Genomic DNA, 26,979 nt, shown 5'->3' with positions numbered 1-26,979 from the left:
TTATGTTGCCCCACCATCGGGAGAACATAAGCACCGATAGGGTGACTCCCCCTTGGAGAAAGGAGCCGCATGGCCGCGAGGACGTCTCCGACCGAGCGTCAGAAGAGGCTCGGCGCGGAGGTACGGAGGATGCGCACCGCCGCCGGCCTGACCGGGGAATACGCGGCGGGGCTGCTCGGCGTGGACCGCGGCAAGATCTCCAACATCGAGTCGGGTACCCGTGCCATCAGCCCCGAGCGGCTGCGTACCCTGGCCTGCAACTGTGACTGTGACGACGAGGCGTACATCGACGCCTTGGCCGAGATGGCCCAACCCACCGAGCGGGGCTGGTGGGAGAAGTACCGGGGCAGCCTTCCGGCGGGCATTCTCGACATCGCGGAGTTGGAGCACCACGCCGTACGGATCCGCAGCGTGCACCTGATCCACATGCCGGGGCTGCTGCAGTCCAGTGATCACGCACAGGCCGTCTTCAAAGCCGCGCTGCCGCCGTTGCCCGAGCATGAGGTCGCCCTGCGACTCGCACACCGGTTGGAGCGCCAGCGGGTTCTGGAGGGCGACACTCCCACTGAGTACGTCGGCATACTCCACGAGGCAGCGCTGCGCATGCAGTTCGGGGGGCGCAAGGTTGCGCGAGGGCAGTTGGAGCACCTGCTCGCCGTGTCGGAACGGCCTCACGTGACGCTGCGCGTCATTCCGTTCGAGGCGGGTTCCTTTCCGGGCGCCGGGCAGACCGTGATCTACCTGGAGGGGCCGGTGCCGCGATTGGACACCGTGCAGATCGACAGCGCGCACGGGCCGGAATTCCTGTACCAGGACGCTCAGTTGTCCAAGTACCGAACGCAACTGGACTGGATGGAGGACCGTGCGCTGTCACCCGAGGAGTCGTACGGCTTCATCCGGGACATCGCCGGCCAGCTTTAGGAGACAACATGCCCGACATCACCTGGGAAGAGCCGTTCTGCGCCGAGGGATCGGCCTGCTTCCGCCTAGGCACCGACCCCCAAGGCAACGCCTACATCGCCATATCCGGCGCCGAGGACGCCTACCTCACCGACTCCCGAGAAGCCCTCCGGACCATGATCCTCGACATCAAGGCCGGCAAGGCGGATCACCTGCTCTGACCTGTCCCACCCATCCCGCCTACCCCATCGGCCGGTAGTACCCCAGCACCGCCGCCAGTTGCCCGAACCACTCCCCCAGCCGCTCCCGTGGTTTCGCCTCTACGACGCACTCGTACACCCTGCCGTCGAGGTGCACTACGGCCATCATGAGGGCCTTGCCCGAGGGGCTCGCCTTGTAGTGGGCGCTGCGGATCTCGGGCCAGGGGAATTCCGCGTCGAAGCCGTTGACCTCGAAGGTGACGCCCGTCGGGTCGACCACGATCGAGTTGTGGCGGTCCACCGCGAGGAACTCCGGTCCCGTGGGCCCTGGTTGCGGCTGCTGCGGCGGCGCGTACGCGTACTGCGGTGGCGGTGGCGGTGGGCCGAAGCCCTGCGGCGCGGATGCGGGTGGGGGTGGGGGCGGGGGCTGGTGGCCGTGTGGCGGCGGCTGAGGTCCGTACCCCGGGTGGTTCATCGTCCGTCCGCTCCTTGCGCTTCGCTGGGTCCGAACGCAACCTACCGCCCGGCGGCCACTCCCCCGCCGTGCCGTGAAACATTTCCGGGGTCCCACCGCATCAATGAGGTGAGGACAACGCAGGCGCGCAGAACAGGGGGAGCAGATGAGACAGGTCCTTGCCGACCGGTACGCGGAGTTCGCCGCGGCGCGGGCCGGGCATCTGTACCGGTCCGCGTGTCTGCTCACCGCGGGGGACACCCATCTCGCCGAGGACCTGGTGCAGGAGACCCTCGGGCGGCTCTACATCAGCTGGCACCGGGTGACCCGGGCCGACAACCCCGCCGGGTACGCGCAGACCGTCCTCACCCGTACGTTCCTCGCCCACCAGCGGCGCCGCAGCAGCACCGAGCGCGCCACCGACGTGCTCCCCGACCGGCCGGACAGCGACAGTGCCTCCGACGACGTGTCTCTGCGGCTGACCCTGCTGGAGGCGCTCGCCCGGCTGCCCGCCAAGGACCGGGCCGTGGTCGTCCTGCGGTACTGGGAGGACCGGTCCATCGAGGAGACCGCCGACGCGATGAACGTCAGCTCGGCCGCCGTACGGACGCGGTGCACCCGTGCCCTCGGGCGGCTGCGGGAGCTGCTCGGCGAGAACCTCGGCGAGTACGTCAGCCCCTGAAGCCCGAGTCCCACACCCACCACACCCACCCCTAACGGAAGCGGTGTTTGCCATGCCCGTGGAACAGCACAGCGACCCCTTCGAGGACCGGCTCGGCGCCGCCCTGCGTCAGGTCGGCGGCAGCTTCGATCCCCACCACCTCGCCGCGCTCACCGCGGCCGGTCAGGCTCGCGGCCGCAGGCTCCGGCTGCGGCGCCGGGCCGCCATCGTGGGCAGCACCGCCGGCCTCGCGCTCGTCGGTGTGGGCGGGGCGCTGCTCTCGCTGCCCGGCGACGGCTCCCCCGACCGGGAGCAGCGCTCCGTGGCCACGGCGCCGACCGCCACCGCCGGCCCCACCGCCACGCCGGAGAAGCCGAGGCCCTCTGCGCCGGAGAAGTCCGTTCCGGTGAGCGTCGACGGTGACACCATCGGGCAGACCCTCGCCGGCCTGCTCCCCGACGGCCTCGAGGTGGTGGCCAGGGGTGCCCAGGAGGCCGAGTTCGCCTATCTCGTCGTCGACGACGGCAAGGGGCGGAGTCTGGTCCAGATCAATGTCCAGCCCGGTATGTCGGACGTGGCGGGTCAGCTTTTCGGTGCCGACGCCGAGACCCTTCCCAGCGGTACGAAGGTCACCACCAGTCAGAGGCCCGGCGAGAAGGGCGGCGCGGGGGTCGTCATGTGGACCGCCGACACCATCAGGACGGACGGCTTGCGTGTCGTGGTCAGCGCCTTCAACTCCGGCGCCCAGGACACCGCTGCGACCCGCGAGACGCCCGCCCTGACGATGGAACAGCTCAAGGAGATCGCCGTCAGCCCCAAGTGGCTCGCCCTCCGGTGACCTTTAGAAGAACTCCGACCACTAGAAGAACTCCGACCACGGCTGGTCCCAGATCTGCTTCAGGCACAGCACCAGGAACAGCAGGCCCGAGATCGCCAGCATTCCGTTGCTCAGCGGGCCGTTGCGCCACTGGCTCGGTGTGCGGGAGGTGTTCAGGAGCCAGATCAGCGTGCCGGCCAGGAAGGGCAGGAAGGCCGCGCCCAGCACGCCGTAGATGATGATCAGGCGGAACGGCTGGCCCTCGAAGAGCAGCACCATCGGCGGGAAGGTCAGCCAGAGCAGATACGCGCGGAAGGGCCAGGACCGCTCCCGCTCGCCCGAGGCGATCTCCTCGCCGCCGGCCGCCGTCTCCCGGGACCGGTAGCGCTCCACGAAGTCCGCGAACATCAGGCTCACGCCGTGCCAGACGCCGATCAGCGAGGTGAAGGAGGTGGCGAAGAAGCCGATCAGGAAGAACTTGGCCGTCGCCGTGCCGTACTTGTCCTCCAGGATGTCGCTGAGCTGGATGAGGCCCTTGTCGCCGCTCGCGATGGCGATGTTCGCCGAGTGCAGGAGCTCCGCGCCGACGAAGAGCATCGCGACGACGAAGATGCCGGTCGTGGCGTAGGCGACGCGGTTGTCCAGGCGCATGACCTTCATCCAGCCGGTGTTGGTCCAGCCCTTGGCGTTGACCCAGTAGCCGTACGCGGCGAGCGTGATCGTGCCGCCGACGCCGCCGATCAGGCCGAGGGTGTTGAGGATCGAGTCCTTCTCGTCGGGCAGGACGGGGAGGAGGCCGGCGAAGGCATCGCCCAGGTTGGGGGTGACCCTGATCGCCAGGTAGACCGTCACCACGAACATGACGCCCACCAGGACCGTCATGACCTTCTCGAAGACCGCGTACTTGTTGAACCAGACGAAGACCAGGCCGACCAGGCCGCTCGCGATGCCCCACCACTTGAGGTCCATCACGTCCGGGAACAGGGCTTGCAGGGGCAGCGCGCTCGACGACATCGCCGCCGCGCCGTAGACGAAGCCCCAGATCACGACGTAGACGGCGAAGAACCACGTCGTCCAGCGGCCGAGGCTGGCCCAGCCGTCGAAGAGGGTACGGCCGGTGGACAGGTGCCAGCGGCCGGCCGCCTCGGCGAGGGAGATCTTGACCAGGCAGCCGATGATGGCGGCCCACAGGAGGGTGTAACCGAAGTTGCTGCCCGCGATGAGCGTGGCGACGAGGTCGCCGGCGCCGACGCCGGTCGCGGCGACGACGATTCCGGGGCCGATGTACTTCCAACTGGACTTGCGGGGCGTTGAGGTGACCGTCCCTGTTGCTGTGTTGTCCGTGGTGTCCGCCATGCAGGTCAAGAAAGCTCAAAGCGCTCAGGGGCACAAGGGGGCGTGCGCGATCTCCACTCGATGTGCTCACGCAGTCGAAACCCGCTCGAAAGCCGAAGGGAGCCGACTCGAACAGGGGCGGGTCCCCGGCGGCTGGGCGGGCCGCCGGGGACCGGGAACTGCCGGGTACTACGGCTGCCGCCGACCGCAGCCGTCGGACCCGCACGTGCCGAGCTCGAACCAGACGGTCTTGCCCGGCCCGTCCTGGTGGCAGCCCCAGCGCCGGGCGAGCGCGTCCACCAGGAACATCCCCCGGCCGCTCTCCGAGGTGCCGGCCTCCAGCACCTGCGGGGTACGGCGGCCGGAGTCCGCGACCTCGCAGCGCAGCACCCCGTGTGCGGCGGTGAGGGTGAGACGGAAGCGGCTCGCGGAGTGCAGCAGGGCGTTGGTGGCCAGTTCGCTGACGAGGAGTTCGGCCACGTCCACCACGTCGTCCCGGTCGGCGAGGCCCCATGCCTCCAGCTGCCTGCGCACGTGCGCGCGGGCCTCGCGGACGGCGGCGGGGCGGGGGTCGTACTCGACGCTCAGATGGCCCGCCCCCAGGGGTGGCTGGGGGTACGGGCCGTACCGAGGATCGGGGTCCGGGAGGGCTCCCCCGGAAAGTTGCAGCATGTCTTCAGGTTGTCCTCCCCCCGGTGTACGGCACACGGGGAGGACTACCCGAATCCTTACCTACGCGTACTGGATGCGGACCGTCGAGCCCTCGCCGCCGTCGCGGATATCACGGATGTCATGGATGTCACGGATGTCGACGTACGCGCATACCTGGCGGGTGAACCACAGTCCCTGATCGGGGTGGAGTTCGGTGGTGGGTGGCGGGACGAAGCCGGCCAGGGGGTCGTCGACGCGGCGGGCGGTGCGCAGTTCGCAGACGCAGGCCGGGGCCTTCCCCCAGAACCTGATGCCGGTGATCGGGGCGAGGTCGGCCGCGGCGGCGGTGACGGACTCGGTGAACAGCTCCGCGTCCGCCGGGGGCAGTCCGCGCGCTCGCGCCTGCTGTCCTACGGCGTCGGCGTCCGGGTGCGTGAGCGGGTGTGCGTCGGCGGGGGGCGGTGGCAGGGGTACGGCGTCCAGCTCGGCGGCGATGCGGAGGGGATCCTCGTAGACGCCGGTGTCGGGGTGGGTGCGGCGGGCCGCTTCGACGACGGCGGAACCGGCGGTGCGGGTGTCGTAGACGCACAGGGCGGTGGTCGCGAAGGGGGCGAAGAGGAGGTTGGCGAGGGCCTCGTAGCGGATCCATTCGGCGGTCTCGCGGGGGGAGCGGCCGGGGCGGCCGTTCCAGACGGGTTCCATGAGGAGGTGGATACGGCCGCCGGGGGCGGCGTGCGTGGCGAGGTGGGCGGCGGCTTGGGCGATGGCGTTGGCGGCGGAGCCGGTGTACCAGGCGGTGTGCGGGATGAGGGTGATGTTCTTGGCGTCGGTGCCGAGGGTGTCTCGTAGGAGGGTCAGTTTTTCGGGGGCTGCGATGGCTACGGGTGGGGGTTCGGCGGGGGTGGTCAGGGCTTCCGTGAGGAAGGGGAGGGCGGCGGACAGGAAGTCGTCGTCGGTGCGGAGGGTGGTCATGCGGTGGTCGAAGGGGGCTGTGCCGGGGGTTGGTTGGTGGGTCATGGGTTTCCTCGGTGCGGTTGGGGTCACGGTTGCGGGGTGACGGCGTCGGCTGGGCCGGTTGACAGTGCCGCTTGTTGTCCGGTTGCCCCGGGGTGGGGGCTGGGGCGGGGCGGGTCGCGTGGCCCGGCGCTGACGGGGTGCCGCCTGCGCCCACCCGTGCCGCCCATGGGGGTCCCCCCAGGCCCTTAAGGCACTGGGGGAGGCACGAATGCCCGCAGCTGGCGTGGGCGTGCCCGCAGCTGGGCGGGTGCAGCTGCCCGCAGCAAGCACGGAACAGCAACCCACAGCTGACGTGGAGCGGCAGCCCGCGGCCGGTGCGGCAGCCGGTGCGGCGGGATCGTCTGCGGTGGGTGCCTCCTGGCCGACCGAGTCGGGTGGTGGGTGGGCATAGGTCCGGGGGTCTGGGGGTGGAACCCCCAGCGGCGCGGATGCCCGCAGCCCGACAGCGTCGGGCGACCTCAGCCCGACGGCGTCGGCCGGCCGCACCCCCGCGGGGGCCTCAGCGCTGCGCTGTCACCCAGGCGGCGATCTGGCTGCGGTTGTTGAAGCCGAGTTTGCTGAGGATGCGTTCCACATGGCCTTCGGCGGTGCGGCGGGCGATCACCAGGCGGTCGGCGATCTGCTGGTTGGCGAGGCCCTCGGCGACGAGTTCGGCGACCTGCGCCTCGCGGCGGGTGAGGCGGATTTCGGGGGCGGTGGTCGGCGGGCCTTCTGCGGTGGGCGGGTGGTCGGGGAGGCCGGGTTCCTGGAGGGCGCAGCCGACGAGTTCCGCGAGGCCGAGGGCGGCGCCGCGCTCGTAGTCCTGGGTGAACGCGGACCGTCCTACGGCGTCGAGGGCGCGGCGTTCGCTGTCCCGGCGGGTGGTGGCCAGGGCCTGGCAGCCCCAGCGGTTGCGGTCGACGGCGGTCCAGACGCGGTCGGCGCCACCGAGGAGAACGGCGGCGCGTTCGTGGGCGCCGCCGTGTGTGGCGATGAGGGCGGCCAGGTCGAGGGTGAGGGCGATGCCGAGGACGTCGTTGAGGGCGAGTTTGACGCGGAGGGCCTCGCGGGCGTGCCGTTCGGCGCGCGGCCAGTCCTTCTTCACGGTGTGGGCGAGGGCGAGCATGCGCAGGACGTAGGAGCGGACCCATTCCTCGCCGTGTTCCTCGCAGAGGCGCAGGGCCTTCTCGCAGACTTCGACGGCCCGGTCGGCCTGGCCCATGAAGTTGAGGGCGCAGGCGAGTTCCACCTGGTCGAGGCCGACGAGGCTGAGGTGCTGCCCGGGGGCCGGGCCTCGGGCGACGCCGGCTTCGAAGTGGGCCAGGGCGGCGGGGAGGTCGTCGGCGAAGAGGTGGATGACGCCGATGACGTAGTCGGCGTGGGCGGCCTCGGCTGCGTCGCCCAGGCGGCGGGCCAGCGCTCGGGCGTCCTCGGCGCGGCGCAGGCCCCGGGTGAGGTCCTCCGGGCAGCCGGCGAGGACCCCGGCGACCCACAGGCCACGGGCGCGTTCCCGGGTCGGCTCGGGGTTGGCGTCAAGGGCGCGGTCGAGCCAGTAACGCCCCTCGCGGGGGATACCGCAGGCGTGCCAGTAGAACCAGAGGGTACCGGCGAGCCGGAGTCCGGCGAGCGCCTCGCCGGGGGCGGTGAGGCTGAAGTCCAGCGCCGCCCGCAGGTTGTCCAGGTCGGCGCGCAGGCGGGCGACGATCTCTCGCTGGCCCGGGCCGAACCATGCGTGTTCGCAGGTGGTGGCGAGGGTCTGCATACGGTCCCGGTGGCGGCGGCGGGCCGCGGGCTCCTCGCCCTCCAGCTGCCGCAGCTTGTCGAGTCCGTAGTGCCGCAGGGTGTCGAGGAGCCGGTAGCGCACGCCGTCGGGGCCGGACTCCCGGCACAGTACGGACTTGTCGACGAGTCCGGCGACGGCTTCCAGGACGTCGTACGGCCGGATCCGCTCGCCGTCGGCGCAGACCGCCTCGGCCGTCTCCAGATCGAAGCCGCCCGCCGCCACCGACAGTCGCGCCCACACCAACTGCTCCCGCTCGGTGCACAGTTCGTGGCTCCAGTCGACGGCGGCCCGCAGGGTCTGGTGGCGGGGCAGGACGGCGGGGCTGCCGGTGGAGAGGAGGCGGTAGCGGTCGTCGAGGCGGGCGAGGAGCTGTTCGACGCTGAGTACGCGCATGCGGACAGCGGCGAGTTCGATGGCGAGGGGGAGTCCGTCGAGGCGGCGGCACAGGCGGGCCACGGCGGCTCGGTTGTCCGCGGTGAGCCGGAAGCCGGGGACGACGGCGGCGGCGCGGTCGGCGAAGAGGGCGAGGGCCGGGTAGCCGGCGGCGGATAGGCCGCCGTCGGGGTCGGGGACCAGCAACGGCCGTACGTCCAGCAGGTGTTCCTCGGTGAGGCCGAGGCGGTGACGGCTGGTGGCGAGGATCCGGACGCCGGTGGTGCCGCGCAGCAGGGCGGCGGCGAGGTCGGTGCAGGCCGGCAGCAGGTGTTCGCAGTTGTCGATGACGAGGAGCAGGCGCCGGTCCCGTACCTGTTCGACCAGGGCGTCCAATGGCGGCTGTGCGGAGTGGTCATGCAGTCCGAGCGCGCCGGCGACGGCCAGCGGCACGAGCGCGGGGTCGCGCAGGCCGGCCAGGTGCACGAAGCGCACGCCGTCCGGGAAGGCGCGTTCGAGCCGGGCCGCGATACGGGCGGCGAGCCGTGTCTTGCCGACTCCGCCGGGCCCGGTCAGCGTGACCAGACGGGCCCGGGACAACAGCTCGCGTCCTTCGGCCTGTTCGCGGCGCCGGTCGACGAAGCTGGTCGTCTCGACCGGCAGGTGACAGTCCCGTCGTGGCGCTGATCCGCCCATGATCAGCCAGTCCTCTGGGGGTGTGGTGTCCGAGGAGCCGGAGGGTACGGCTCCCGCGCGCCGCGTGTGCGCGATCCTCACTCTTCCTCGCGTCCCACATATATGCATGTACGGGTCACACGCGTGGGTGCACTTCCCCAGGGACCGTGCCGCACGGTGTCGACCCGCGTACACTGCGCGGTCGCCTCGGCGAACAGTTCACGCCATCGCGTCTTTATTCACTCTTGACCTGCTCATGCCACGAGCAGACGATGAACGGCACACCCGCACCAGCCCGTCGCTGAACCACCCCCCGCTCCACTCCCCCACTTCCGGAGATCCCACTTCCGGAGATCCCACTCCCGGAGATCCCGGAATCCCTGGAGAAACTAGGAGACTTCATGCGACTTCGCATACGAGGTTCGGGCGCCCGTGGCGGCAGACGCTACGCCGCTCTCGCCGCCCTCCTCGCGCTCGCCCTCGCGGCCCCCCTCTCCGCGACCGCCGACAGCGCGAAGAAGCCGGCCCCGTCGGCGGACGACATCCGCCAGTACGAGGTCCACATGCACTCGGACTCCAAGTCCCGTACGGCACTTCAGCGCTCCGGCGTGACCGTGGACGACGCCGACGACCACTCCGTCTTCATCTCCGGCCGCGCCGACCAGGTCAAGAAGCTGCGCCAACTCGGCTACGACGTCCAGCCCTTGGGCGCCGTACCGGACCGGTCGAACGGCGAGGACGACGTACGGCTCCTGGACTTCCCCTCGGCCGACTCGCGCTACCACAACTACGCCGAGATGAACACGGAGATCAACCAGCGCCTCTCGGCGTACCCGAACATCATGAGCAAGCGCGTGATCGGGAAGTCGTACCAGGGCCGGGACATCGTCGCCATCAAGATCAGCGACAACGTGGCGACCGACGAGTCCGAGCCCGAGGTGCTCTTCACCCACCACCAGCACGCCCGTGAGCACTTGACCGTGGAGATGGCGCTGTACCTGATCCGCGAGCTCGGGGCGGGCTACGGGTCCGACTCCCGGGTCACCGGCCTGGTGAACAACCGCGAGATCTGGATCGTGCCCGACCTCAACCCGGACGGCGGCGAGTACGACATCGCTACCGGGTCGTACCGCTCGTGGCGCAAGAACCGGCAGCCCAACTCCGGCTCGTCGTACGTCGGTACCGACATGAACCGGAACTGGAACTATCGGTGGGGGTGCTGCGGAGGGTCGTCGGGGTCGCCGTCGTCCGAGACGTATCGGGGGCCTGCCGCCGAGTCGGCGCCGGAGGTCAAGGTCGTCGCCGACTTCGTACGGAGTCGGGTCGTCGGCGGGGTCCAGCAGATCAAGGCCGGGATCGACTTCCATACGTACAGCGAGCTGGTGCTGTGGCCGTTCGGGTACACCACCGCGAACACCACGACGGGTATGACGGCGGACGACCGCAATGCCTTCGCCACGGTGGGGCAGAAGATGGCCGCGAGCAACGGCTATACGCCGGAGCAGTCGAGCGACCTGTACATCACCGACGGGTCGATCGACGACTGGCTGTGGGGCAACCAGAAGATCTTCGGGTACACGTTCGAGATGTATCCGTCGTCCAGTGGGGGTGGGGGGTTCTACCCGCCCGATGAGGTGATCGAGCGGGAGACCTCTCGGAACCGGGACGCGGTGTTGCAGCTTCTCGAGAACGCGGACTGTATGTACCGGTCAATTGGGAAGGAAGCCCAGTACTGCAGCTAGAAGATCACTGAAAATCTTGTTGAGGGCTGTCCGGCCGTGGGCCGGGCGGCCCTTTTCGCTATGTGGTGGCCGGGGTGAGGTGCCAGGTGGTGCCGGTCCGGGTGAGTCCGAGGTTGATCAGTCGGCGGAGGTTGAGGGCGGCGGCGCGGTGGTGCAGCCAGAGGTTGTTGGCGATGACGCCGCGGTGCGGGACGCGTCGGTTGCCCTTGGCGACCAGCCAGGCGATGGCGCGTTCGACCGGGGGCCGCCATCTGCGGTATTCGGCCTGCCAGGCCGGGTCGGCGGCGTCTCGGCGGGCGGCGGTCAGCAGTTCATGCTGGGGGTGGATGTTGAGGGTGCGTCCGGTCTTGGATGTGGTGCAGCGCTCGCGCAGGGGGCAGCCGACGCAGAGGCGTTTGAACTGGGCGGTGCGGGCCCCGTCGGCTTTGATCTGGCCGAGGTTGGCGGTTCGTCCGGCTGGGCAGGTCGCGGTGCCGGCGGCTGGGTCGATGCGGAAGTCGTCGATGGTGAAGCCGTCGGGGATCACCTGCCGCAGCGGCGGTGGCTTGATGACCAGGGTGTGGCCCGCGGCCTGCAACTGTTCGCGCAGCTCGCCGGTGCCGTAGGCGGAGTCGCCGAGCACGGTTAACTCGCCGTCCTCCCCGTCCAGCAGATCACGGGCAACGGCCGCTTCGTGGTTGCCGGGACCATAGCCGCCGGTGACAGCGACGGCGGTGAACAGCCCGCTCTCCGGCTCGAAGGAGACGTGTCCTTTGAATCCGTCCTGGTGGCGGGTGCGGTTTTTGTGGATGTGCCGGGCGTCGGGATCGACGGTGGACACCGTCCGGTCGGGCGCGGTGCGCCGGGCGATGCGCCAGCGGCCATCGCGTCCGTCGGAGTCCTCGGCCGGTTCCACATCCTGCCCGGCGACCAGGGCCAGCAGGCCCATCGCGTTCGCGGCCTTCTCGCCCAGCTCACGATCGGGCAGGCGCCCGAGCAGGTTGAGGGCGTCGGTGACCAGCGCATCCACCAGCGCAGCGCGCGCCTGCTCGTCGTTCCAGGCGATCTTCGGTTTGCCCGGGTCGGTGTAGTCGTGCGCGCGGCAGTGCTCCGCGGCGGCCTCCTGGGCTCCAGGGACATCACGGATCACCCGGCGGATCGCGGAGACGATCTGGGTGACGGTGTCCTGGGTGGCCACCGCGTCATCGAGGACGGTGGAGTCCACAGCACGCCGCTGCTTGCCCTTGAGCACCCCGGTCGCGGCCACGACCTCCTTGACCTTGGTGAAAATCCGCATCGGCTCGGCCGAGTGGCGCAGCCGGCGCCTGAAGTACGTCAGCAGCGACGGATCGAACGCCATGTCGTACAAGCCCAGCCCACAGGCCGCTTTCCACCGCAGATCACACCGCAGTTCCTGGACCGTCTCGAAGTCCGACAGCCCCTGCAGGCTCTGCAGCACCACGGTGGCGGCCAGGACCTGCGGCGGCAGACTCGGACGGCCGTTGGACGACGGGTACATGTCCGCGAACATCGACGGCGGGAACAGTGCCTCCCGGTGCTCGGCCAGAAACGCAAATACGCTCCCGGCCGGGATCAACTCCCGGCAGGTCTCCCACACATCCGGCCCGACCATCTCCCCGGCCCATTCCCCCTGCATGCCTACAAGACTGACCCCGGCCCTACCGGGCCGGGGCCAGAACCCGCAACATTTTCAGTGATCTTCTAGGTGCGCGGTTCCCCGCGCCCCTTGACTACTCGGCGTTCTCGTCGAAGTAGGCGTCAAGGACCGCGTCCAGTTGCTCGTCCCACTCCTTCAAGCGCGCCCTGGCCGTCGCCTCGATCTCGATCGGGTACCAGCGGCGGTCAGGGGTGTGCACCGTGATGGTGTACCGCTTGCCGAAGCGGGGGGACTCCGTCTCGACCGCGCCGATCTCTGCCCAGCGGAACTCGCACTCCTGGTCGTCCAGGGCGAGCCGTACGCCCTTGTGGTCGGCGACGATCTTCGCTCGACGGTCGGCGGCCTCGAAGACGGGGCCGTCGGAGGACTCCTCCTCATCGGCGGGCGCCTCCTGCTCCTCGACCTCGGACTCCGCCTCCTCGGACTCGATGTCGTCGGACTCGATGTCGTCGGACTCGATGTCCTTGGATTCGATGTCCTCGGACTCGAGGTCCTTTTCCTCGGCCGGTTTCGTGTCCTTCGGCTCCTCGGTCACGGGCGACGTGAGCCCGGGGATGAAAGCCGGGTCGAATCCGGCGCCCTCCAGGGGCTGGCTGCTCGAACCTATGCGCTGCTCCACACCGGGCAGTATGGTCGAAGATCCTGTGTGGGACACAGCCAGCCCCTACTTCGTTATCAGACGCCTACATGCGGCTTACACGCTCAGTACGGCGAGCGCGTCGATCTCGATGAGGAGCCCGGCGGGGAGGCCCACGTAGACCGTCGTACGGGCGGCCGGAGGCGCGGTGAGGCCCTGCTCCTCGAAGTATGCGTTGTAGATCTGGTTCATCTCGGCGAAGTGGTCCACGTCCGTGAGGTAGACGCGGATCATCATCGCGTCGTCCCAGCTCGCGCCGCCCTCCTCCAGGATCGCCTTGACGTTGGCGAGGGTCTGCAGGGTCTGCTCGCGCAGGGTGGGGCCGGCGGGCGTCGGGGGCTTGCCCTCCTCGGCGGGGAGGAAACCGACCTGGCCGGCGACTTGAAGGATGTTCCCCTTCTTCACGCCGTGCGAGAACTTCGCGGGCGGGGTGGTGTGCGTCTTCGGGGTGAGGGCGATCTTCTCGGTCATGAGGTGACTTCCTTGACGGGGCTCTTGCCTGAGTACTCGCCGCTGATGGCGTCCGCCGTACGGCGCACCAGTGGGAGGAGGGTGAGGAGTTCGTCGGCGGTGACGACGACGTTCGGCGCGGAGACCGACATCGCGGCGACGACCCGGCCGTCGGCGCCGCGGATCGGTGCGGCGACGCAGTTGATGGACTCCTCGTGGCCGCCGAGGTCGGTGGCCCAGCCCTGTTCGCGCACCTTCTCCAGCTCCCGCAGGAAAGCGGGGGCGTTGGGGGTCGAACGGGCTGTGTACAGGGGGTAGTCGAGCTTGTCGGCGAGGGCGCGGCGCTCGGCTTCGGGCAGGTCGGCGAGGAGGAGTTTCGCCACGGCGGCGACCGTGATGGCGACGGGCTTGCCGATCCGCGAGTACATGCGTACGGGGTAGCGGCTCTCCACCTTGTCGATGTAGAGGACCTCGTCCTCCTCGTAGACGGCGAGGTGGACGGTGTGTCCGCACTGTTCGTTGAGGCGTACGAGGTGGGGGTGGGCGATCTCGCGGATGTCGAGGTTCTCCATGGCCTCCTGGGCGAGCGCGATGAGCCGGGCGCCGAGGCGGTAGCGCTGGTCGGACTGGCGGTAGACCATGCCGTGCTCGTGCAGGGTGCGCAGGAGGCGGAGCGCGGTGGACTTGTGCACGCCGAGGCGGTCGGCGACCTGGCCGAGGTCGGCGGGGCCCTCGGCGAGCAGCGGCAGGATGCTCAGCGCGCGGTCGACGGTCTGGCTCATGGTGTGCGTACCTCCTCGTCGGCCCGGCCTGCAGTCTGTGTCCAGCCGGGGCCGAGTCGAAGTGTCCCCCACGCGGCGTCGTCGAGGGCGGCCAGGCGGTCGGCGTGGGGTCGGGTGGGGGGTGTGGCGAGGTCGTCGGGGGTGGTGAGGGTGGCGGCGGCCCAGAGGTGGGCGTGGCGGATTCTGTCCTTCATGGGGAGGTCGCGGAGAGTGGCGGAGAGGAAGCCGGCGGCGAAGGCGTCGCCGGCGCCGACCGCTGCGACTACGCCCACTTGGGGGGCCGGGACGAAGGTGGGCGTTGACTGTGCGGTGCCCTGCGCCGGCGCTGGCCGGGGGTGGGTCGCGCGGCCCGGCGCTGCGGGGTGCCGCCCCTCTTTGGGTCGGGAGCCGCCCCAGGCGGCACGAATGCCCGCAGCATGACGGCGTGGTTGCGCGCCATACGCACCCACCGCCGCGCCCGCGTCCTCGCGTTCGAACACCGTCGCCCCACGCGCCCCCTCCTTTACCACCAATACTGACGGCTCCGGCAATACCCCCCGGATCGCCTCCGGCCCACCCGTAACCCCCCAGGCCTCCTCCGCCTCGTCCTCCCCCACGAACACGATGTCGGCCCCCCGCGCGAGCTCCAGCAGGACCCGCGGCCCGTCGGTGTCCCGCCACAGACCAGGCCGGTGGTTCACGTCGAACGAAATGAGTGGGCGGCCCTCCCCGGGAGCCGTCAGCTCGCGCAGCAGGTCCAGGCACCCCCCGGACAGCGCCGCCGTGATCCCGGAAAGGTGCAGCACCCGTCCCGCCCGTACCGCCCCGAGGTCCACGTTCTGCACGGACATCGCCGACGCCGCCGACCCCGCCCGGTAGTACGCCACCTCGTGCGCGTCCGTCGCCCTGTCCCCCGCCGTACGGAAGTACACGCCCGTCGGGCGCGCCGGATCCCGTCGTACGGACGTGACGTCGACGCCGTAGGAACCGATCGCCTCGACCAGATGGTCGCCGAACGCGTCCGCGCCGACCCGGCTGACCCACCTCACCGGATGCCCGGCGGCAGCCAGCCCGCACGCCACGTTCGACTCCGCGCCGCCGATCCCGCGCTCGAAGGACGGTACGTCGGCGAGGCGGCCCGGGCGGGAGGGCAGGAACGTGACCATGGACTCGCCGAGCGCGACGACGTCCACGACGTCGGGGGCGGTGCAGGGTCCCGTGGGGGTCACGATGGTCCTAGCTCCTCGTCCTCGCGCGAGTGGCGGCGGCTCCGTTGACCCCGCGTTGGCCGTGATGTTAGACAGCGGTAAGCGATATACGCAATGAGCGTTGCAGAATACGCAACGCATCGAACCAGGGAGGCTCCATGGCCGTCGAAGCGCTCGCCCGCCTCGCAGAGGAACGCCTCGACCACCGTTTCAAGGGTCTCCCGCCGGACGCCGACGGGCTGACCGTCGGCGAGCTGGCCGCTCAGCGCCGCAACCTCTTCACCGGCGGCTTCGCCACCCCCGTACTCGCGCTCTCCGCCGAGCGCCTGGAGCACAACCTGAAGCTCATGGAGACGTACGCGGCCCGCCACGGCCTCGCCTTCGCCCCGCACGGCAAGACCTCCATGGCACCGCAGCTCTTCCGGCGCCAAATCGACCGCGGGGCGTGGGGCATCACGCTCGCGGTGCCGCACCAGGTGCGGGTGGCGCGGGCGTTCGGCGTCCAGCGGGTCTTCCTCGCGAACGAGCTGGTCGACCCGGCCGCCCTGCGCTGGATCTCCGCCCAGCTGGACGCCGACCCCGGCTTCCGCCTCATCTGTTACGTCGACTCCGTGCGCGGCGTGGACCTCATGGACGCGGCGCTGCGAGGAGCCGACCGCCCCCTCGACGTCGTCGTCGAGCTCGCCGCGGGCGAAGGCGCCCGCACCGGCGTCCGTACCGAGGCGGAGTGCGCGACGGTCGCCGACGCGGTGGCGGCCACGCGCACCCTGCGCCTCGTCGGCGTCGCCGGCTACGAGGGCGAGGTCCCGCAGGCCGACCCCGAGCGGGTGCACGCCTGGCTGCGGCGGCTGGTCGCCCTGGCCGTGGACTTCGACAAGGCGGGGCGGTTCGCACACGCGGAGGAAATCGCCGTCAGCGCCGGTGGCAGCGCCTGGTTCGACGCGGTGGCCGACGTCTTCGCCGAGATCCCCGAACTGTCCGCTCCCGTCCTGAAGCTGCTGCGTTCGGGCGCGTACGTGTCCCACGACGACGGCCACTACAAGAAGATCACCCCCTTCAACCGCGTCCCCCAGGAGGGCGCGCTGGAACCGGCCTTCCGTCTCTGGGCGCAGGTGGTGTCCCGGCCCTCCGCCGAGCAGGCCTTCCTCAACGCGGGCAAGCGGGACGCGGCGTACGACCTCGATCTGCCCTTCGCCCAGGTCGTCCGCCGGGACGGCGTCGAGTGCCCCGCCACCGGGATCGAGGTGACCGCCCTGTCCGACCAGCACGCATGGCTGCGCACCTCCCCCGGGGCGGACCTGGAAGTCGGCGACTGGGTGGGACTGGGTCTGTCCCACCCCTGCACGTCCTTCGACAAGTGGCAGCTGATTCCGGTCGCCGAGGCGGACGGCACGGTCGTCGATTACATCCGCACGTTCTTCTAGAGAGCTGTAGAGACCTGTAGAGAGCTGTAGAGACCTGTAGAGGGCTCTGGAGAGAGGGCCGGTCATGGAAGAGCTCGTCATCCGGGACGCCGACGTCGTCGACGGCTCCGGCGGTCCGTCGTACCGCGCCGATGTGGTCGTGGACGGCGGCCGGATCGTCGCGATCGTCCAGGAGGCCGCGGCGGCGGGCTGCCAACGCCCCAAAGCGCGGCGGGAGCTGGACGCCGAGGGACTCGCCCTCTCCCCCGGCTTCATCGACATGCACGCCCACAGCGACCTGGCCCTCCTGCGCGACCTGGACCACAGCGCCAAGGCCGCGCAGGGCGTCACCCTGGAGGTCATCGGCCAGGACGGGCTGTCGTACGCGCCGGTCGACGACCGTACGCTCGCCGAGGTGCGCCGGGCGATCACCGGCTGGAACGGGTACGGCGACGACATCGACTTCGACTGGCGGTCGGTGGGCGAGTACCTGGACCGGCTGGATCGCGGGATCGCCGTGAACGCGGCCTATCTCATCCCCCAGGGCACGGTCCGCGCCCTCGCCGTCGGATGGGAGGACCGGGAGGCCACGCCCGAAGAGCTGGACCGCATGCGGCAGCTGGTCGCCGAGGGCATGGAGCAGGGCGCGGTCGGTATGTCGTCCGGGCTGACCTACACGCCCGGCATGTACGCCAAGGACGCCGAACTGACCGAGCTGTGCCGGGTGGTGGCGGAGTACGGCGGCTACTACTGCCCCCATCACCGCTCGTACGGGGCGGGCGCCCTGGAGGCGTACGAGGAGATGGTCGCCCTGACCCGGGAGGCCGGCTGCCCGCTCCACCTGGCGCACGCCACCATGAACTTCGGCGTGAACAAGGGCCGCGCGCCCGAGCTGCTGTCCCTGCTGGACGAGGCGCTGGCCGCCGGAGCCGACATCAGCCTCGACACCTACCCCTACACACCGGGCTCCACCACGCTGGCCGCGCTGCTGCCGAGCTGGGCGGGCGAGGGCGGGCCGGAGGAGATCCTCAAGCGGCTGACGGACGAGGAGACGGCCGGGCGCATCCGGCACCACCTGGAGGTCGTGGGGGCGGACGGCTGTCACGGGGTGCCCGTCGAGTGGGACACGATCGAGATCTCCGGCGTGACCGACCCGGCCCTCACGGACCACGTCGGCCGTACGGTCCAGGAGTCCGCCGATCTGCGCGGCGAGGCTCCCTGGGTCACCGCCCGTCGGCTTCTCCTCGACGACCGGCTCGGCTCGACGATCCTCCAGCACGTCGGCCACGAGGAGAACGTCCGGGCGATCATGCGGCATCCCGTCCACACCGGCGGCTCGGACGGCATCCTCCAGGGCAGCAAGCCGCATCCGCGCGCGTACGGCACGTTCCCGCAGTATCTCGGCCGGTACGTACGGGAGTTGGGGGTGCTGTCGCTGGAGGAGTGCGTCGCCCACCTCACCGCACGCCCGGCGGCCCGGCTGCGCCTGCCGGACCGCGGGCTGGTCCGCGAGGGCTACAAGGCGGACCTCGTGCTGTTCGACCCGGCCACGGTGGCGGCGGGTTCGACCTTCGAGAACCCGCGCGTGCTGCCGACGGGCATCCCGTACGTCCTGATCGACGGCCGTTTCGTCATCGAGGACGGCCGCCGGACGGACGTGCTGGCGGGGCGGGCGGTGAGGAGAACCGCCTGAGTCCCTACGGCTTGGGCAGGACGCAGCCGGAGGCGCTCAGGTTGAGCACGTTGCGGGTCGTGAAGCAGGCCGGGAACTGGTAGGTCTCCTGGGCGTAGTTGATGCCCTGGTGGACGGTGACGTTGCCGCTGGCGTCGACCTCGCACGGGTTGTTCACCGTGCAGCGCTCGCCGTCCTCGTTGCCGGTGTTGTTGACGGCGACGACGTTGCCGGTGGCCTGGTCGACGACCGGCGAGCCCGAGGTGCCGCCGATGGTGTCGCAGGCGGAGGTGTAACGGACCGAGTCCTTCCAGGTCCAGTCGCCCTCCCTCATGGTGTGCACGAACCCGTCGATGTTGCAGTTGTAGAGCCGCTTCCAGTAGCCGGAGGCGACGGTGATCGCGGTGCCGGCGGTGGGGTGCGTTGCCTGGACGGTCAGCGGACTGATGCCGTACGAGCTCCGGATGGCCGCGTAGGTGGTGGTGAGCTGGTAGATCGTGGCGTCCGTGTCGGTCATCGTCGAGTAGGCGATCCTGTTGGCGCGCAGGGTCGCGACCCGGGTGCCGGCGGAGTTGAGCAGGCCGAAGGTGCGGCTGGACGCCTGGTTGACGATCACCTCACCCGGCTCCGGGAAGCCGCTCTCCAGGCAGTGCCCGTTGGTGAGCACCAGTGCGGGGGCGGTGTCCAGGGAGTTCGGGAAACGGACGACCGAGCCGGAGCAGTTGCTGAGCGCGACGGTTCCGGCGAGGGTGACGGCCTGGAGCGTGGGCGACGCGGCCGACCGTGTGTCCGCCTTGGCCGGGGATGCCGCGGAGGCGGCGGATGCCGCCGGTGCGGCGGGCTCGGGTGCCGCTACCGCGGGCGCCGCGCCCGCCCCGGCGATCACCAGGGCGAAGAGCGCGGCGACGAGAGGCTTTCTCATGGGGTCCCCTCCGTACGACGAAGGTGACCGGAGATCTTCCGGCCACCCGCAGTCTTGTCATGCGCATTGTTAATGGAGGGGCGCGTGGGGGCAAGGAGTTGTTTCAGGCCGGGAGTTGGCGGGTTCTCGCGGGTTTCCGCGGGCTTTCGCGGGCTTTCGCGGGAGGGAACTACCTGGGCTTCTTCGTGGCGCCCGGTCCCCGCCCCTTGCCTTCGGAGTTGCCCGGGGCTGAGCCGCCCGACGCGGAGGCGGTGGAGGTGAGGTTCGGGGTGGTCGTGCTGGTCGGGTCCGTGGACGACGTGGCCGAGGGCTCCCCGGACTCCTTCTCGTCCGGCGAGCCGGCGCCCTTCGAGGTGTCGGCTCCCGCTGACGCCGCACCCTCCGGCCCCGCGGTGTCCGGGGCACCGGAAGACCCTGGTCCGCCTGCGGACGAGGAGCCGACCGGGCCGGTGGACTCGTCCGGCGCCGTCCGCGTACCGCCCTCCTTGACCTTCGGACCGTCCGAGGAGGACCCCGCCAACGAGAACCCGGCGATAAGCGCCGCCACGGACACCGCGCCTGCCGCACCGGCGGCGACCACCGCGCGGCGCGACCGCCAACGGCTCGGCTTCCGTCGCGCCCGCCGCCGGCCAGGGCCGGCACCACGGGCCACCACCGGCTCGTCGTCGGCCACCGTCGGCGGTTCGCCGATCTCTTCGACCGGAGGCAGTTCGCCCGTCTCACCGACCGGCGGCAGTTCGCCCGTCTCGCCGATCGCGGGCAGCTCACTCGTCTGGTCGTACGCGTTCTGCCAGCCGTGCGCGGCCGCCGGATCGGCGTATCCCTCGTACGCGGGCATCGATTCGGCCAGCGGGTGGTACACGTTCGGCACCTCCCACGGCCCGTCGCCCGCGCTCGCGCCGTGGGCGCCGGTCGCACCATTGGCGCCGTACGCCCCGTTTTCGTACTCCGGTGGGCTGGACATGGCCGCGCATTGTAGAGACGGGAGGGGTTACTGGGACACCCGTCGGCCATATCCACCCAAACCGACGCGTCTCACGTGGTGGAAAACACCGCCCACGATGCGTTACCGGGCCGTAAGCTCCCAGACATGCAGGTGATCCAGTCGACCAAGCTCGCCAACGTCTGTTACGAGATCCGGGGCCCGGTTCTCGAGGAGGCGATGCGCCTGGAAGCGGCAGGGCACCGCATCCTCAAGCTGAACACCGGGAATCCGGCCGCCTTCGGGTTCGAGTGTCCGCCCGAGATCCTGGAGGACATCCTCCGGAACGTGTCGTCGGCCCATGGCTACGGCGACGCGAAGGGGCTCCTCGCCGCCCGCCGGGCCGTCGTCATGCACAACCAGACCCTCGGCATCGAGACGGACGTCGAGCACGTCTTCATCGGCAACGGCGTCTCCGAGCTGATCGTGATGGCGATGCAGGGGCTGCTGGACGACGGGGACGAGGTGCTCGTTCCCGCGCCCGACTATCCGCTGTGGACCGCGGCGGTGTCCCTGTCCGGTGGTACGGCGGTCCACTACCGGTGCGACGAGCAGTCCGACTGGATGCCCGACCTCGCGGACGTGGAGCGGAAGGTCACCGACCGCACCAAGGCCCTCGTCATCATCAACCCCAACAACCCGACGGGGGCCGTGTACGACGAGGCGATGCTCCGCGGGCTGACCGACATCGCCCGCCGCCACAACCTGCTGGTCTGCTCCGACGAGATCTACGACAAGATCCTCTACGACGATGCCACGCACACGCCGACCGCGGCGGTCGCCCCGGATCTGCTGACCCTGACCTTCAACGGCATGTCGAAGGCGTATCGGGTGGCGGGGTACCGAGTCGGGTGGATGTCGATCTCCGGGCCGCGCGCGCACGCCGATTCGTACATCGAGGGCCTGACGATCCTGGCGAACATGCGGCTGTGCGCGAACATGCCGGGCCAGCACGGGGTCGTCGCCGCGCTCAGCGGGCGGCAGACCATCAACGACTTGGTCCTGCCCGGCGGGCGGCTGCGCGAGCAGCGGGACGTGGCGCACGAGCTGCTGACCCAGATCCCCGGTGTGACCTGTGTGAAGCCGAAGGGGGCGCTGTATCTCTTCCCGCGCCTCGACCCCGAGGTCTTCAAGATCAAGGACGACCGGCAGATGGTCCTGGACCTGCTGCGCCAGGAAAAGATCATGGTCGTCCAGGGCACCGGCTTCAACTGGCCCGAGCCGGACCACTTCCGCGTGGTGACCCTGCCGACCACGGTGGACCTGCGATCGGCGATCACTCGGATCGGGAACTTCCTGGACGGTTACAGCCAGCCGTGAAGACCGAGGGGCAGGCCGTTCACCCTACGTGTGCACGCGATCCTGTTTTGTGAGTCACTCAACTTTAGACGAGATCTAAGCTAGGATGGCTTCCTGACAGCACAGGAGGCCATCCCATGTACGAACCGATCCGCACCAAGTCGGTCCACAGCACGATGGCCGACACCACCTCCGACTTCCCGCACCGCTCCCGCGAGGAAGAGCTGGACATCCAGCTCGCGGCCCATCTCGCCGCGCTGCTCGCCGTCACGGACGAGCTGCGCGCGCTGGCGCCGTCCGCCGACCTGGACACCGCGGCCGGCCGGCTCGCCGAGCAGGTGACCCGGCTGCGGGCAGGACGTGCGCCGGCCCGGGCGCCACTCACGACGGTCGGCGGGCAGTCGAATCTCACGGCCGTACACCGCCGGGCGCATGCGCTGGCGGGCCGAGCCCTGGTCGTCGCGGCCTCCCGCGCCGACACCGCGGCGGCGATCCTCTCCGCCGAGCGCATGGACGCACACGCGGCAGCCCTGGAGCCCCGCGAACTCGCGTCCCACTGACCCTCACCGAGCCCCGAGAAGGGCACCCCCCGATCGGCCCCGGTCCGCGCGCACCCGCAGCGACGCGCGGACCGGGTGCCATGCACTGCGTTGGCTTGAGCCGGGGCTTCGATTGGGCGTTGGTTTCGAGGCGCCCTCGGCCACCGTACGGGTCGCGCTTGTTCGGCACCGCCGAAAGACGCCGTCGTGGCTGAGCGCCGTCGCGGCGGAGAGGGGTGGCTGACCCGCGTCACAGCGGAATGGCGCATTCCTGTTGCATACCGGGTCCGCGTGGCCACCCCCCGTTCACCGGATTCGCCTGGGAATGTTGGGTTCCGCGAGCACGCTCCCCGACGTGAGACGAATCGCAGGAATCGTCCTTGCGGTGTTGCTGGTCGGCGGAGTGGTGGCAGCCGTCGTAGCGGGCCGGGACAACGGGGACAAGAGCACGGCAACGAAGACCGTGCGCGCAATGATCGGATCGGAGAAGGCGGAGTTCTTCGCCGATCCCGACGTGGTGAAGGCCCTCGCCGCCAAGGGCTACACCGTGCAGGCCGAGACCTCCGGGTCCTGGGCCATGGAGGGCCTGGACCTCAAGGGCTACGACCTCGCCTTCCCGTCCAGCCAGGCGCCCGCCGACGAACTCGCCGCGAAGTACAAGGCCCGGCAGCCCCTGCCCGTGCCCTTCTACTCGCCGCTCGTCGTCCTGGCGCACCGCGGCGCCGCCGAGGTGCTCGCGGACAACGGGCTCGCCGTCCTCGACAAGAACCGCGGCACCCTCAAGATGGGCGCCTACCTCGACGCCGCCGAACGCGACCGGACCTGGCAGCAGCTCAAGGGCGCGGAGAAGTACGGCGAGCTGACCGGCACCCTCTACATCGCCACCACCGACCCGGAGACCTCCAACTCCGGCGCCCTCTACCTCGCCGCCACCTCCTACGTCGCCGCCGGCGGCAAGGTGGCCGCGAGCGAGGCCGACGTCGACCGCACCGCGCCGCTGATGCGCAAGCTGGTCAGCGTCCAGGGTGCCCAGCAGTCCAGCACGGACGCGGCCTTCCGGGACTTCGTCAGCGGCGCCGGCAACCCGCTCGTGCTCGTCTACGAGTCCCAGGTCGCCGCCCTGCTGCATGACAAGCAGAGCTTCGACGACCTCACCGTCCTCTACCCGGACACCACCGCCAACAGCGACCACACCGTCGTACCGCTCACCGACAACGGTCGCGCGTTCGGTGAACTCCTCAGCAACGACCCGGAGTTGCGCGAACTGGCCGTCCGGCACGGGTTCCGGCCGCAGGGCGCCACCGCCGAGTTCACCAAGGCCACCGGCGCCCACGCCGCGTACCTCAACCAGAAGCTGACCGGCATCCGGCAGGCGCCCGTGCCCACCTCCGAGGTGCTGCACGAGATGGCGCGCCGGGCGCGCGGATAGGGGGAAACCGCACATGACCGACAACACCGACGACACTTTCACTCTCACCCCGCCCGACGCCGTCACGCCCGTACCCCGGGAGAAGGCCGGCGGACTCGTCCCCGTCGACGAGGGCGTCCGTACGGACATGGCCAAGAAGGCCTCCGCGTACGTCGAGGGCCTCGCCGCCCTCGACGCCCGCTCCCCCGAGTTCGCCGGCAAGGTCGGGGAGATCACCGCACTGGGCGCCGGGGAGATGCGCAGCGCCGCCGCACAGTCCAACCGCATGCTGGAGCGGACCGTGCGCAGCCTGCCGGCCAAGGGCGGCGACGCGCAGTCCCAGGTGGCGGGTTCGCTCGTCGAACTCCGGCGGGTGGTGGAGGACCTGGATCCGCGGGACCTGCCCGCCGCCAAGGGACGGAAGTTCCTGTCCCGGCTGCCCGGTGGCAACAAGCTGCGCGACCACGTCGCCAAGTACGCCTCCGCGCAGGGGACACTGACCAAGATCGTGGGGTCGCTGCGGGGCGGGCAGGACGAACTGCGGCGTGACAACGCCGCGTTGCAGACCGAGCGGGTCCGTCTGTGGGAGACCATGGGCAAGCTCCAGGAGTACGTCGTGCTGACCGAGGCCCTGGACACGGCCGTGGAGCAGCACATCACCGGTGTGGAGTCCACCGACCCGCAGCAGGGCGACAGTCTCCGGGCGGACGTGCTCTTCCCCGTCCGGCAGAAGCACCAGGACCTGCTCACCCAGCTCGCGGTGTGCGCGCAGGGCTACCTCGCGATGGACGTCGTACGACGCAACAACGAGGAGCTGATCAAGGGCGTCGACCGGGCGGCCACGACCACCGTGTCCGCGCTGCGCATCTCCGTGATGCTGGCCTCCGCGCTCGACAACCAGAAGAAGGTCGTCGACCAGGTCAACGCCCTGCGCGGGACGACGGAGGATCTGATCCGGGGCAACGCCGAGATGCTGGCGACCCAGAGCGGGGAGATCCAGCGGATCGCCGCCGACCCGGCCGTCGGCGCCGACACCCTGCGCACCGCCTTCCAGCAGATCTACCGCACCCTCGACGCCATCGACACCTACAAGGTCCAGGCGACCGAGGCGATGGCGGCCACCGTGGAGTCCCTGACCTCCGAACTCCAGAACGCGAGCACGTACTTGGAGCGCAGCCGGTCCCAGGGCGCGCTGGAAGGCGGGCTCACATGAGACGAGGCATGGGACCAGGCACAGGACGAGGCCTGCGACGCCCCCTGGCCGTCGCCGTCGCCGCGATCGCCCTGCTGACCGCCTGCACCACGGGGGAGAAGCCGGACGACCCCGCCGCCCCCGAGCCCGGCACCCTCCGCGTCCTCGCCTCCAGCGAGCTGAGCGACATGACCCCGGTTCTGGACCGGGTCGAGAAGGACACGGGCATCAAGGTCCGGCCCACCTACATGGGCACCCTGGACGCCGTGGAGCTGCTGGCGAAGGGCACGGCGGACGGGCGGTACGACGCTCTGTGGCTGTCGTCCAACGACTATCTGCGCCTGCGTCCCGACGCGGCGAAGAAGGTGGTCTCCGAGACCCCGGTCATGTCGAGCCCGGTCGCGATCGGGGTGAAGACGGCCACCGTGCTGAAGCTGGGCTGGCAGCCGGACGACGTCACCTGGTCCCGGATCGAGCAGGCCGTCCAGGACGGGAAGCTGACGTACGGCATGACCGACCCGGCCCGCTCCAACTCCGGCTTCTCCACGCTCGTCTCGGTCGCCTCCGCCCTCTCCGGCGCCCAGTCCGCGCTCACGGACGCGGACGTCACCAAGGCCACGCCCCGGCTGAAGGAGTTCTTCCAGGGGCAGAAGCTGACGTCGGGTTCGTCGGGCTGGCTGGCGACCGCCTACGAGCGGCGCGGGAACGTGGACGCCCTGCTCAACTACGAGTCCGTGCTCAAGGGCATCCCCGGGCTCACCGTGATCCGCCCCCGCGACGGGGTCGTCACCGCCGACTACCCGCTCTCCTCCCTCGCGGCCACGAAGGCCGCCACCCGCGAGGACGTGCGCCGGCTGACCGAGGCCCTGCGCACGCCGGAGATCCAGCGGGAGATCAGCGAGCGCACGCACCGCCGCCCGGTCGTCGCCTCCGTGGCGCCCGCGGCCGGTCTCGACACCGACCGCCGGCGCGAGCTGCCCTTCCCCGGCAGCCGGTCCGTCGCCGACGGCCTGCTCGACTCCTACGAGAACGAGCTGCGCCGCCCGTCCACGACCGTGTACGTCCTGGACACCTCGGGCTCGATGAAGGGGGACCGGCTGGAGCGGCTCAAGACGGCGCTCACCGGGCTCACCAGCGACTTCCGTGAGCGCGAGGAGGTCACGCTGATGCCGTTCGGGTCGGCGGTGAAGAGCGTACGGACGCATGTCGTGGACCCCGCCGATCCGCGGACCGGCCTCGACGCGATCCGCCGCGACACCGAGGCGCTCACCGCCCAGGGCGACACCGCGATCTACACGTCTTTGGAGGCGGCGTACGAGCATCTGTCCGTCGACCGTGACACGTTCTCGTCCATCGTGCTCATGACGGACGGCGAGAACACGACGGGCGAGGACGCGGAGCACTTCGAGCGCTTCTACACGGGGCTCAGGAGCACGTTCCAGGACATCCCCGTCTTCCCCATCCTCTTCGGCGACTCCGACAAGTCCGAACTGGAGCACATCGCCGAGCTGACCGGCGGCCGCCTCTTCGACGCCCAGCAGGGCTCGCTGGACGGCGCCTTCGAGGAGATCCGTGGCTACCAGTAAGTTCCTCGGCTTTCTCGAGTCCCGCAAGAACATCACCGGGAGCGCGTGCGGGCTGGTCGGCGTGGTGCTGACCTTCGGGGGCGTGGCGGGGCCGTACTGGCCCGTGGTCGTCGCCGGTCTGTACGGGGCGGGTGCGCTGATCGCCCCGCCGGAGCGGCCGCCGCTGCCCGACTTCCCGGATCCCTCCGCCCAGCTCGACGAGGTGCGGGCCGACTTCGAGCGGCTGAGGGGCTATCTGGCGAACGTCGAGCTGCCGCCCGCCGCCGCGGGCCGGCTCACCGAGCTGACCGAGCTGCTGACCGCGTTGCTGGACCCCGGCTGGGTCACCGAGATCCTCGCCCAGGACCCGGAGAGCGTGCACGCGCTGTCCCGGGCGGTACGGCAGGACGTGCCGGAGGCGGTCGACACGTTCGTACGGACGCGGTGGTGGACGCGGCTGGCGCCGGGGCAGGAGCCACCGGAACGGCATCTCGAGAAGCAGCTCACGCTCCTCCACCAGGAGGCCGAACAGCTGGCCGCGGCGGTGCGCGAGACCGAGGCGCGGCGGCAGGAGTCGCACACGCGGTACCTGGAGGACCGCTCGAAGTGAGCGCACAGGCGAGGGCCTGTCGTCACCTCCCTCCCGTCGGGGCGGACGGGGAGGTGACGACAGGCCCGGGATCCCGCACGCCGTTGTA

Annotated in this window: 25 protein-coding genes; 13 read left to right on the top strand and 12 right to left on the bottom strand. The window is 70.5% G+C overall.

The window, feature by feature from the left end; translation table 11 throughout:
• Positions 1–69: 69 nt before the first annotated feature.
• Together Q4V64_RS33350 and Q4V64_RS33345 are read left to right on the top strand one after the other, a co-directional pair.
• Entirely contained in the window at positions 70–921 is an 852-nt protein-coding gene (locus Q4V64_RS33350; RefSeq protein WP_124439525.1) for a helix-turn-helix transcriptional regulator, read from the top strand.
• An 8-nt stretch (positions 922–929) separates the two neighbouring features.
• Entirely contained in the window at positions 930–1,121 is a 192-nt protein-coding gene (locus tag Q4V64_RS33345) for a hypothetical protein (protein WP_124439526.1), read from the top strand.
• A gap of 19 nt (positions 1,122–1,140) precedes the next feature.
• Here Q4V64_RS33345 and Q4V64_RS33340 read toward each other — a convergent pair whose 3' ends face one another.
• Positions 1,141–1,575, bottom strand: a complete 435-nt coding sequence (locus tag Q4V64_RS33340) for a hypothetical protein (RefSeq protein ID WP_124439527.1) — start codon at positions 1,573–1,575, stop codon at positions 1,141–1,143.
• A 145-nt stretch (positions 1,576–1,720) separates the two neighbouring features.
• Here Q4V64_RS33340 and Q4V64_RS33335 point away from each other — a divergent pair, with 145 nt between their 5' ends.
• Both Q4V64_RS33335 and Q4V64_RS33330 read left to right on the top strand, forming a co-directional pair.
• Positions 1,721–2,236 carry a SigE family RNA polymerase sigma factor gene (locus Q4V64_RS33335; protein ID WP_124439528.1) on the top strand — a complete coding sequence of 172 codons (516 nt, stop codon included), beginning with the start codon at positions 1,721–1,723 and terminating at the stop codon, positions 2,234–2,236.
• Between the two features lie 52 nt (positions 2,237–2,288).
• Entirely contained in the window at positions 2,289–3,053 is a 765-nt protein-coding gene (locus tag Q4V64_RS33330) for a hypothetical protein (protein WP_124439529.1), read from the top strand.
• A 21-nt stretch (positions 3,054–3,074) separates the two neighbouring features.
• On the opposite strand, the gene Q4V64_RS33325 is transcribed toward Q4V64_RS33330, so the two are convergent.
• The 4 genes from Q4V64_RS33325 to Q4V64_RS33310 form a co-directional block, all read right to left on the bottom strand.
• Entirely contained in the window at positions 3,075–4,388 is a 1,314-nt protein-coding gene (locus tag Q4V64_RS33325) for an Nramp family divalent metal transporter (protein WP_124439530.1), read from the bottom strand.
• A 168-nt stretch (positions 4,389–4,556) separates the two neighbouring features.
• Complete coding sequence (locus Q4V64_RS33320) at positions 4,557–5,039, bottom strand: ATP-binding protein (protein ID WP_124439531.1); 483 nt, start codon at positions 5,037–5,039, stop codon at positions 4,557–4,559.
• Between the two features lie 60 nt (positions 5,040–5,099).
• Positions 5,100–6,035 (bottom strand): MEDS domain-containing protein, encoded by a 936-nt coding sequence (locus tag Q4V64_RS33315; RefSeq protein WP_124439532.1) that lies wholly within the window; start codon positions 6,033–6,035, stop codon positions 5,100–5,102.
• A 499-nt stretch (positions 6,036–6,534) separates the two neighbouring features.
• Positions 6,535–8,946 (bottom strand): LuxR C-terminal-related transcriptional regulator, encoded by a 2,412-nt coding sequence (locus tag Q4V64_RS33310; RefSeq protein ID WP_303713401.1) that lies wholly within the window; start codon positions 8,944–8,946, stop codon positions 6,535–6,537.
• A 299-nt stretch (positions 8,947–9,245) separates the two neighbouring features.
• Here Q4V64_RS33310 and Q4V64_RS33305 point away from each other — a divergent pair, with 299 nt between their 5' ends.
• Positions 9,246–10,586 (top strand): M14 family metallopeptidase, encoded by a 1,341-nt coding sequence (locus Q4V64_RS33305; protein WP_303713399.1) that lies wholly within the window; start codon positions 9,246–9,248, stop codon positions 10,584–10,586.
• A gap of 58 nt (positions 10,587–10,644) precedes the next feature.
• Here the strand turns inward: Q4V64_RS33305 and Q4V64_RS33300 are convergent, their stop codons facing one another.
• The 5 genes from Q4V64_RS33300 to Q4V64_RS33280 all read right to left on the bottom strand — a co-directional run bounded on the left by Q4V64_RS33300 (position 10,645) and on the right by Q4V64_RS33280 (position 15,320).
• Positions 10,645–12,222 carry an IS1182 family transposase gene (locus Q4V64_RS33300; RefSeq protein WP_303708624.1) on the bottom strand — a complete coding sequence of 526 codons (1,578 nt, stop codon included), beginning with the start codon at positions 12,220–12,222 and terminating at the stop codon, positions 10,645–10,647.
• 94 nt (positions 12,223–12,316) lie between these two features.
• Complete coding sequence (locus Q4V64_RS33295; protein WP_124439540.1) at positions 12,317–12,862, bottom strand: hypothetical protein; 546 nt, start codon at positions 12,860–12,862, stop codon at positions 12,317–12,319.
• 75 nt (positions 12,863–12,937) lie between these two features.
• A complete protein-coding gene (locus Q4V64_RS33290) occupies positions 12,938–13,351 on the bottom strand; it encodes a RidA family protein (protein ID WP_124439541.1) in 414 nt (137 codons plus the stop codon).
• Positions 13,348–14,112, bottom strand: a complete 765-nt coding sequence (locus tag Q4V64_RS33285; protein WP_124439542.1) for an IclR family transcriptional regulator — start codon at positions 14,110–14,112, stop codon at positions 13,348–13,350. The genes Q4V64_RS33290 and Q4V64_RS33285 overlap by 4 nt, the downstream gene beginning before the upstream one ends.
• Positions 14,109–15,320 carry a sugar kinase gene (locus Q4V64_RS33280; RefSeq protein WP_253266897.1) on the bottom strand — a complete coding sequence of 404 codons (1,212 nt, stop codon included), beginning with the start codon at positions 15,318–15,320 and terminating at the stop codon, positions 14,109–14,111. Before Q4V64_RS33280 ends, Q4V64_RS33285 begins: the two co-directional genes overlap by 4 nt.
• A gap of 137 nt (positions 15,321–15,457) precedes the next feature.
• On the opposite strand from Q4V64_RS33280, the gene Q4V64_RS33275 reads away from it, so the two are divergent.
• Entirely contained in the window at positions 15,458–16,723 is a 1,266-nt protein-coding gene (locus Q4V64_RS33275; protein ID WP_124439544.1) for an amino acid deaminase, read from the top strand.
• A 64-nt stretch (positions 16,724–16,787) separates the two neighbouring features.
• A complete protein-coding gene (locus tag Q4V64_RS33270; RefSeq protein ID WP_124439545.1) occupies positions 16,788–18,395 on the top strand; it encodes a D-aminoacylase in 1,608 nt (535 codons plus the stop codon).
• Positions 18,396–18,399: 4 nt separating this feature from the next.
• Here Q4V64_RS33270 and Q4V64_RS33265 read toward each other — a convergent pair whose 3' ends face one another.
• Positions 18,400–19,296: a serine protease gene (locus Q4V64_RS33265; RefSeq protein ID WP_124439546.1), complete on the bottom strand. Its 897-nt coding sequence runs from the start codon at positions 19,294–19,296 to the stop codon at positions 18,400–18,402.
• A 169-nt stretch (positions 19,297–19,465) separates the two neighbouring features.
• Positions 19,466–20,260, bottom strand: coding sequence for a hypothetical protein (locus Q4V64_RS33260; protein WP_124439547.1), 795 nt, complete (start codon positions 20,258–20,260; stop codon positions 19,466–19,468).
• Positions 20,261–20,386: 126 nt separating this feature from the next.
• Between Q4V64_RS33260 and Q4V64_RS33255 the strand changes: the two genes are divergently transcribed.
• The 6 genes from Q4V64_RS33255 to Q4V64_RS33230 all read left to right on the top strand — a co-directional run bounded on the left by Q4V64_RS33255 (position 20,387) and on the right by Q4V64_RS33230 (position 26,891).
• Entirely contained in the window at positions 20,387–21,598 is a 1,212-nt protein-coding gene (locus Q4V64_RS33255) for a pyridoxal phosphate-dependent aminotransferase (RefSeq protein WP_124439548.1), read from the top strand.
• 116 nt (positions 21,599–21,714) lie between these two features.
• Complete coding sequence (locus Q4V64_RS33250) at positions 21,715–22,137, top strand: hypothetical protein (RefSeq protein WP_124439549.1); 423 nt, start codon at positions 21,715–21,717, stop codon at positions 22,135–22,137.
• Between the two features lie 334 nt (positions 22,138–22,471).
• Positions 22,472–23,545, top strand: coding sequence for a substrate-binding domain-containing protein (locus tag Q4V64_RS33245; RefSeq protein ID WP_124439550.1), 1,074 nt, complete (start codon positions 22,472–22,474; stop codon positions 23,543–23,545).
• A 13-nt stretch (positions 23,546–23,558) separates the two neighbouring features.
• Positions 23,559–24,737 carry a toxic anion resistance protein gene (locus Q4V64_RS33240; RefSeq protein ID WP_124439551.1) on the top strand — a complete coding sequence of 393 codons (1,179 nt, stop codon included), beginning with the start codon at positions 23,559–23,561 and terminating at the stop codon, positions 24,735–24,737.
• A gap of 8 nt (positions 24,738–24,745) precedes the next feature.
• The gene (locus Q4V64_RS33235; RefSeq protein ID WP_172629152.1) at positions 24,746–26,302 is read left to right on the top strand and encodes a VWA domain-containing protein; all 1,557 of its coding nucleotides are present in this window, start codon (positions 24,746–24,748) and stop codon (positions 26,300–26,302) included.
• Positions 26,289–26,891, top strand: a complete 603-nt coding sequence (locus Q4V64_RS33230; protein ID WP_124439552.1) for a hypothetical protein — start codon at positions 26,289–26,291, stop codon at positions 26,889–26,891. Before Q4V64_RS33235 ends, Q4V64_RS33230 begins: the two co-directional genes overlap by 14 nt.
• The last annotated feature ends 88 nt before the right edge of the window (positions 26,892–26,979 follow it).

This window comes from Streptomyces sp. NL15-2K (assembly GCF_030551255.1).
In the GTDB taxonomy this organism is placed as follows: Bacteria; Actinomycetota; Actinomycetes; order Streptomycetales; family Streptomycetaceae; genus Streptomyces.
Note: the sequence above shows the minus strand (reverse complement) of the source record. Positions and strands in the feature narration are given on the sequence as shown.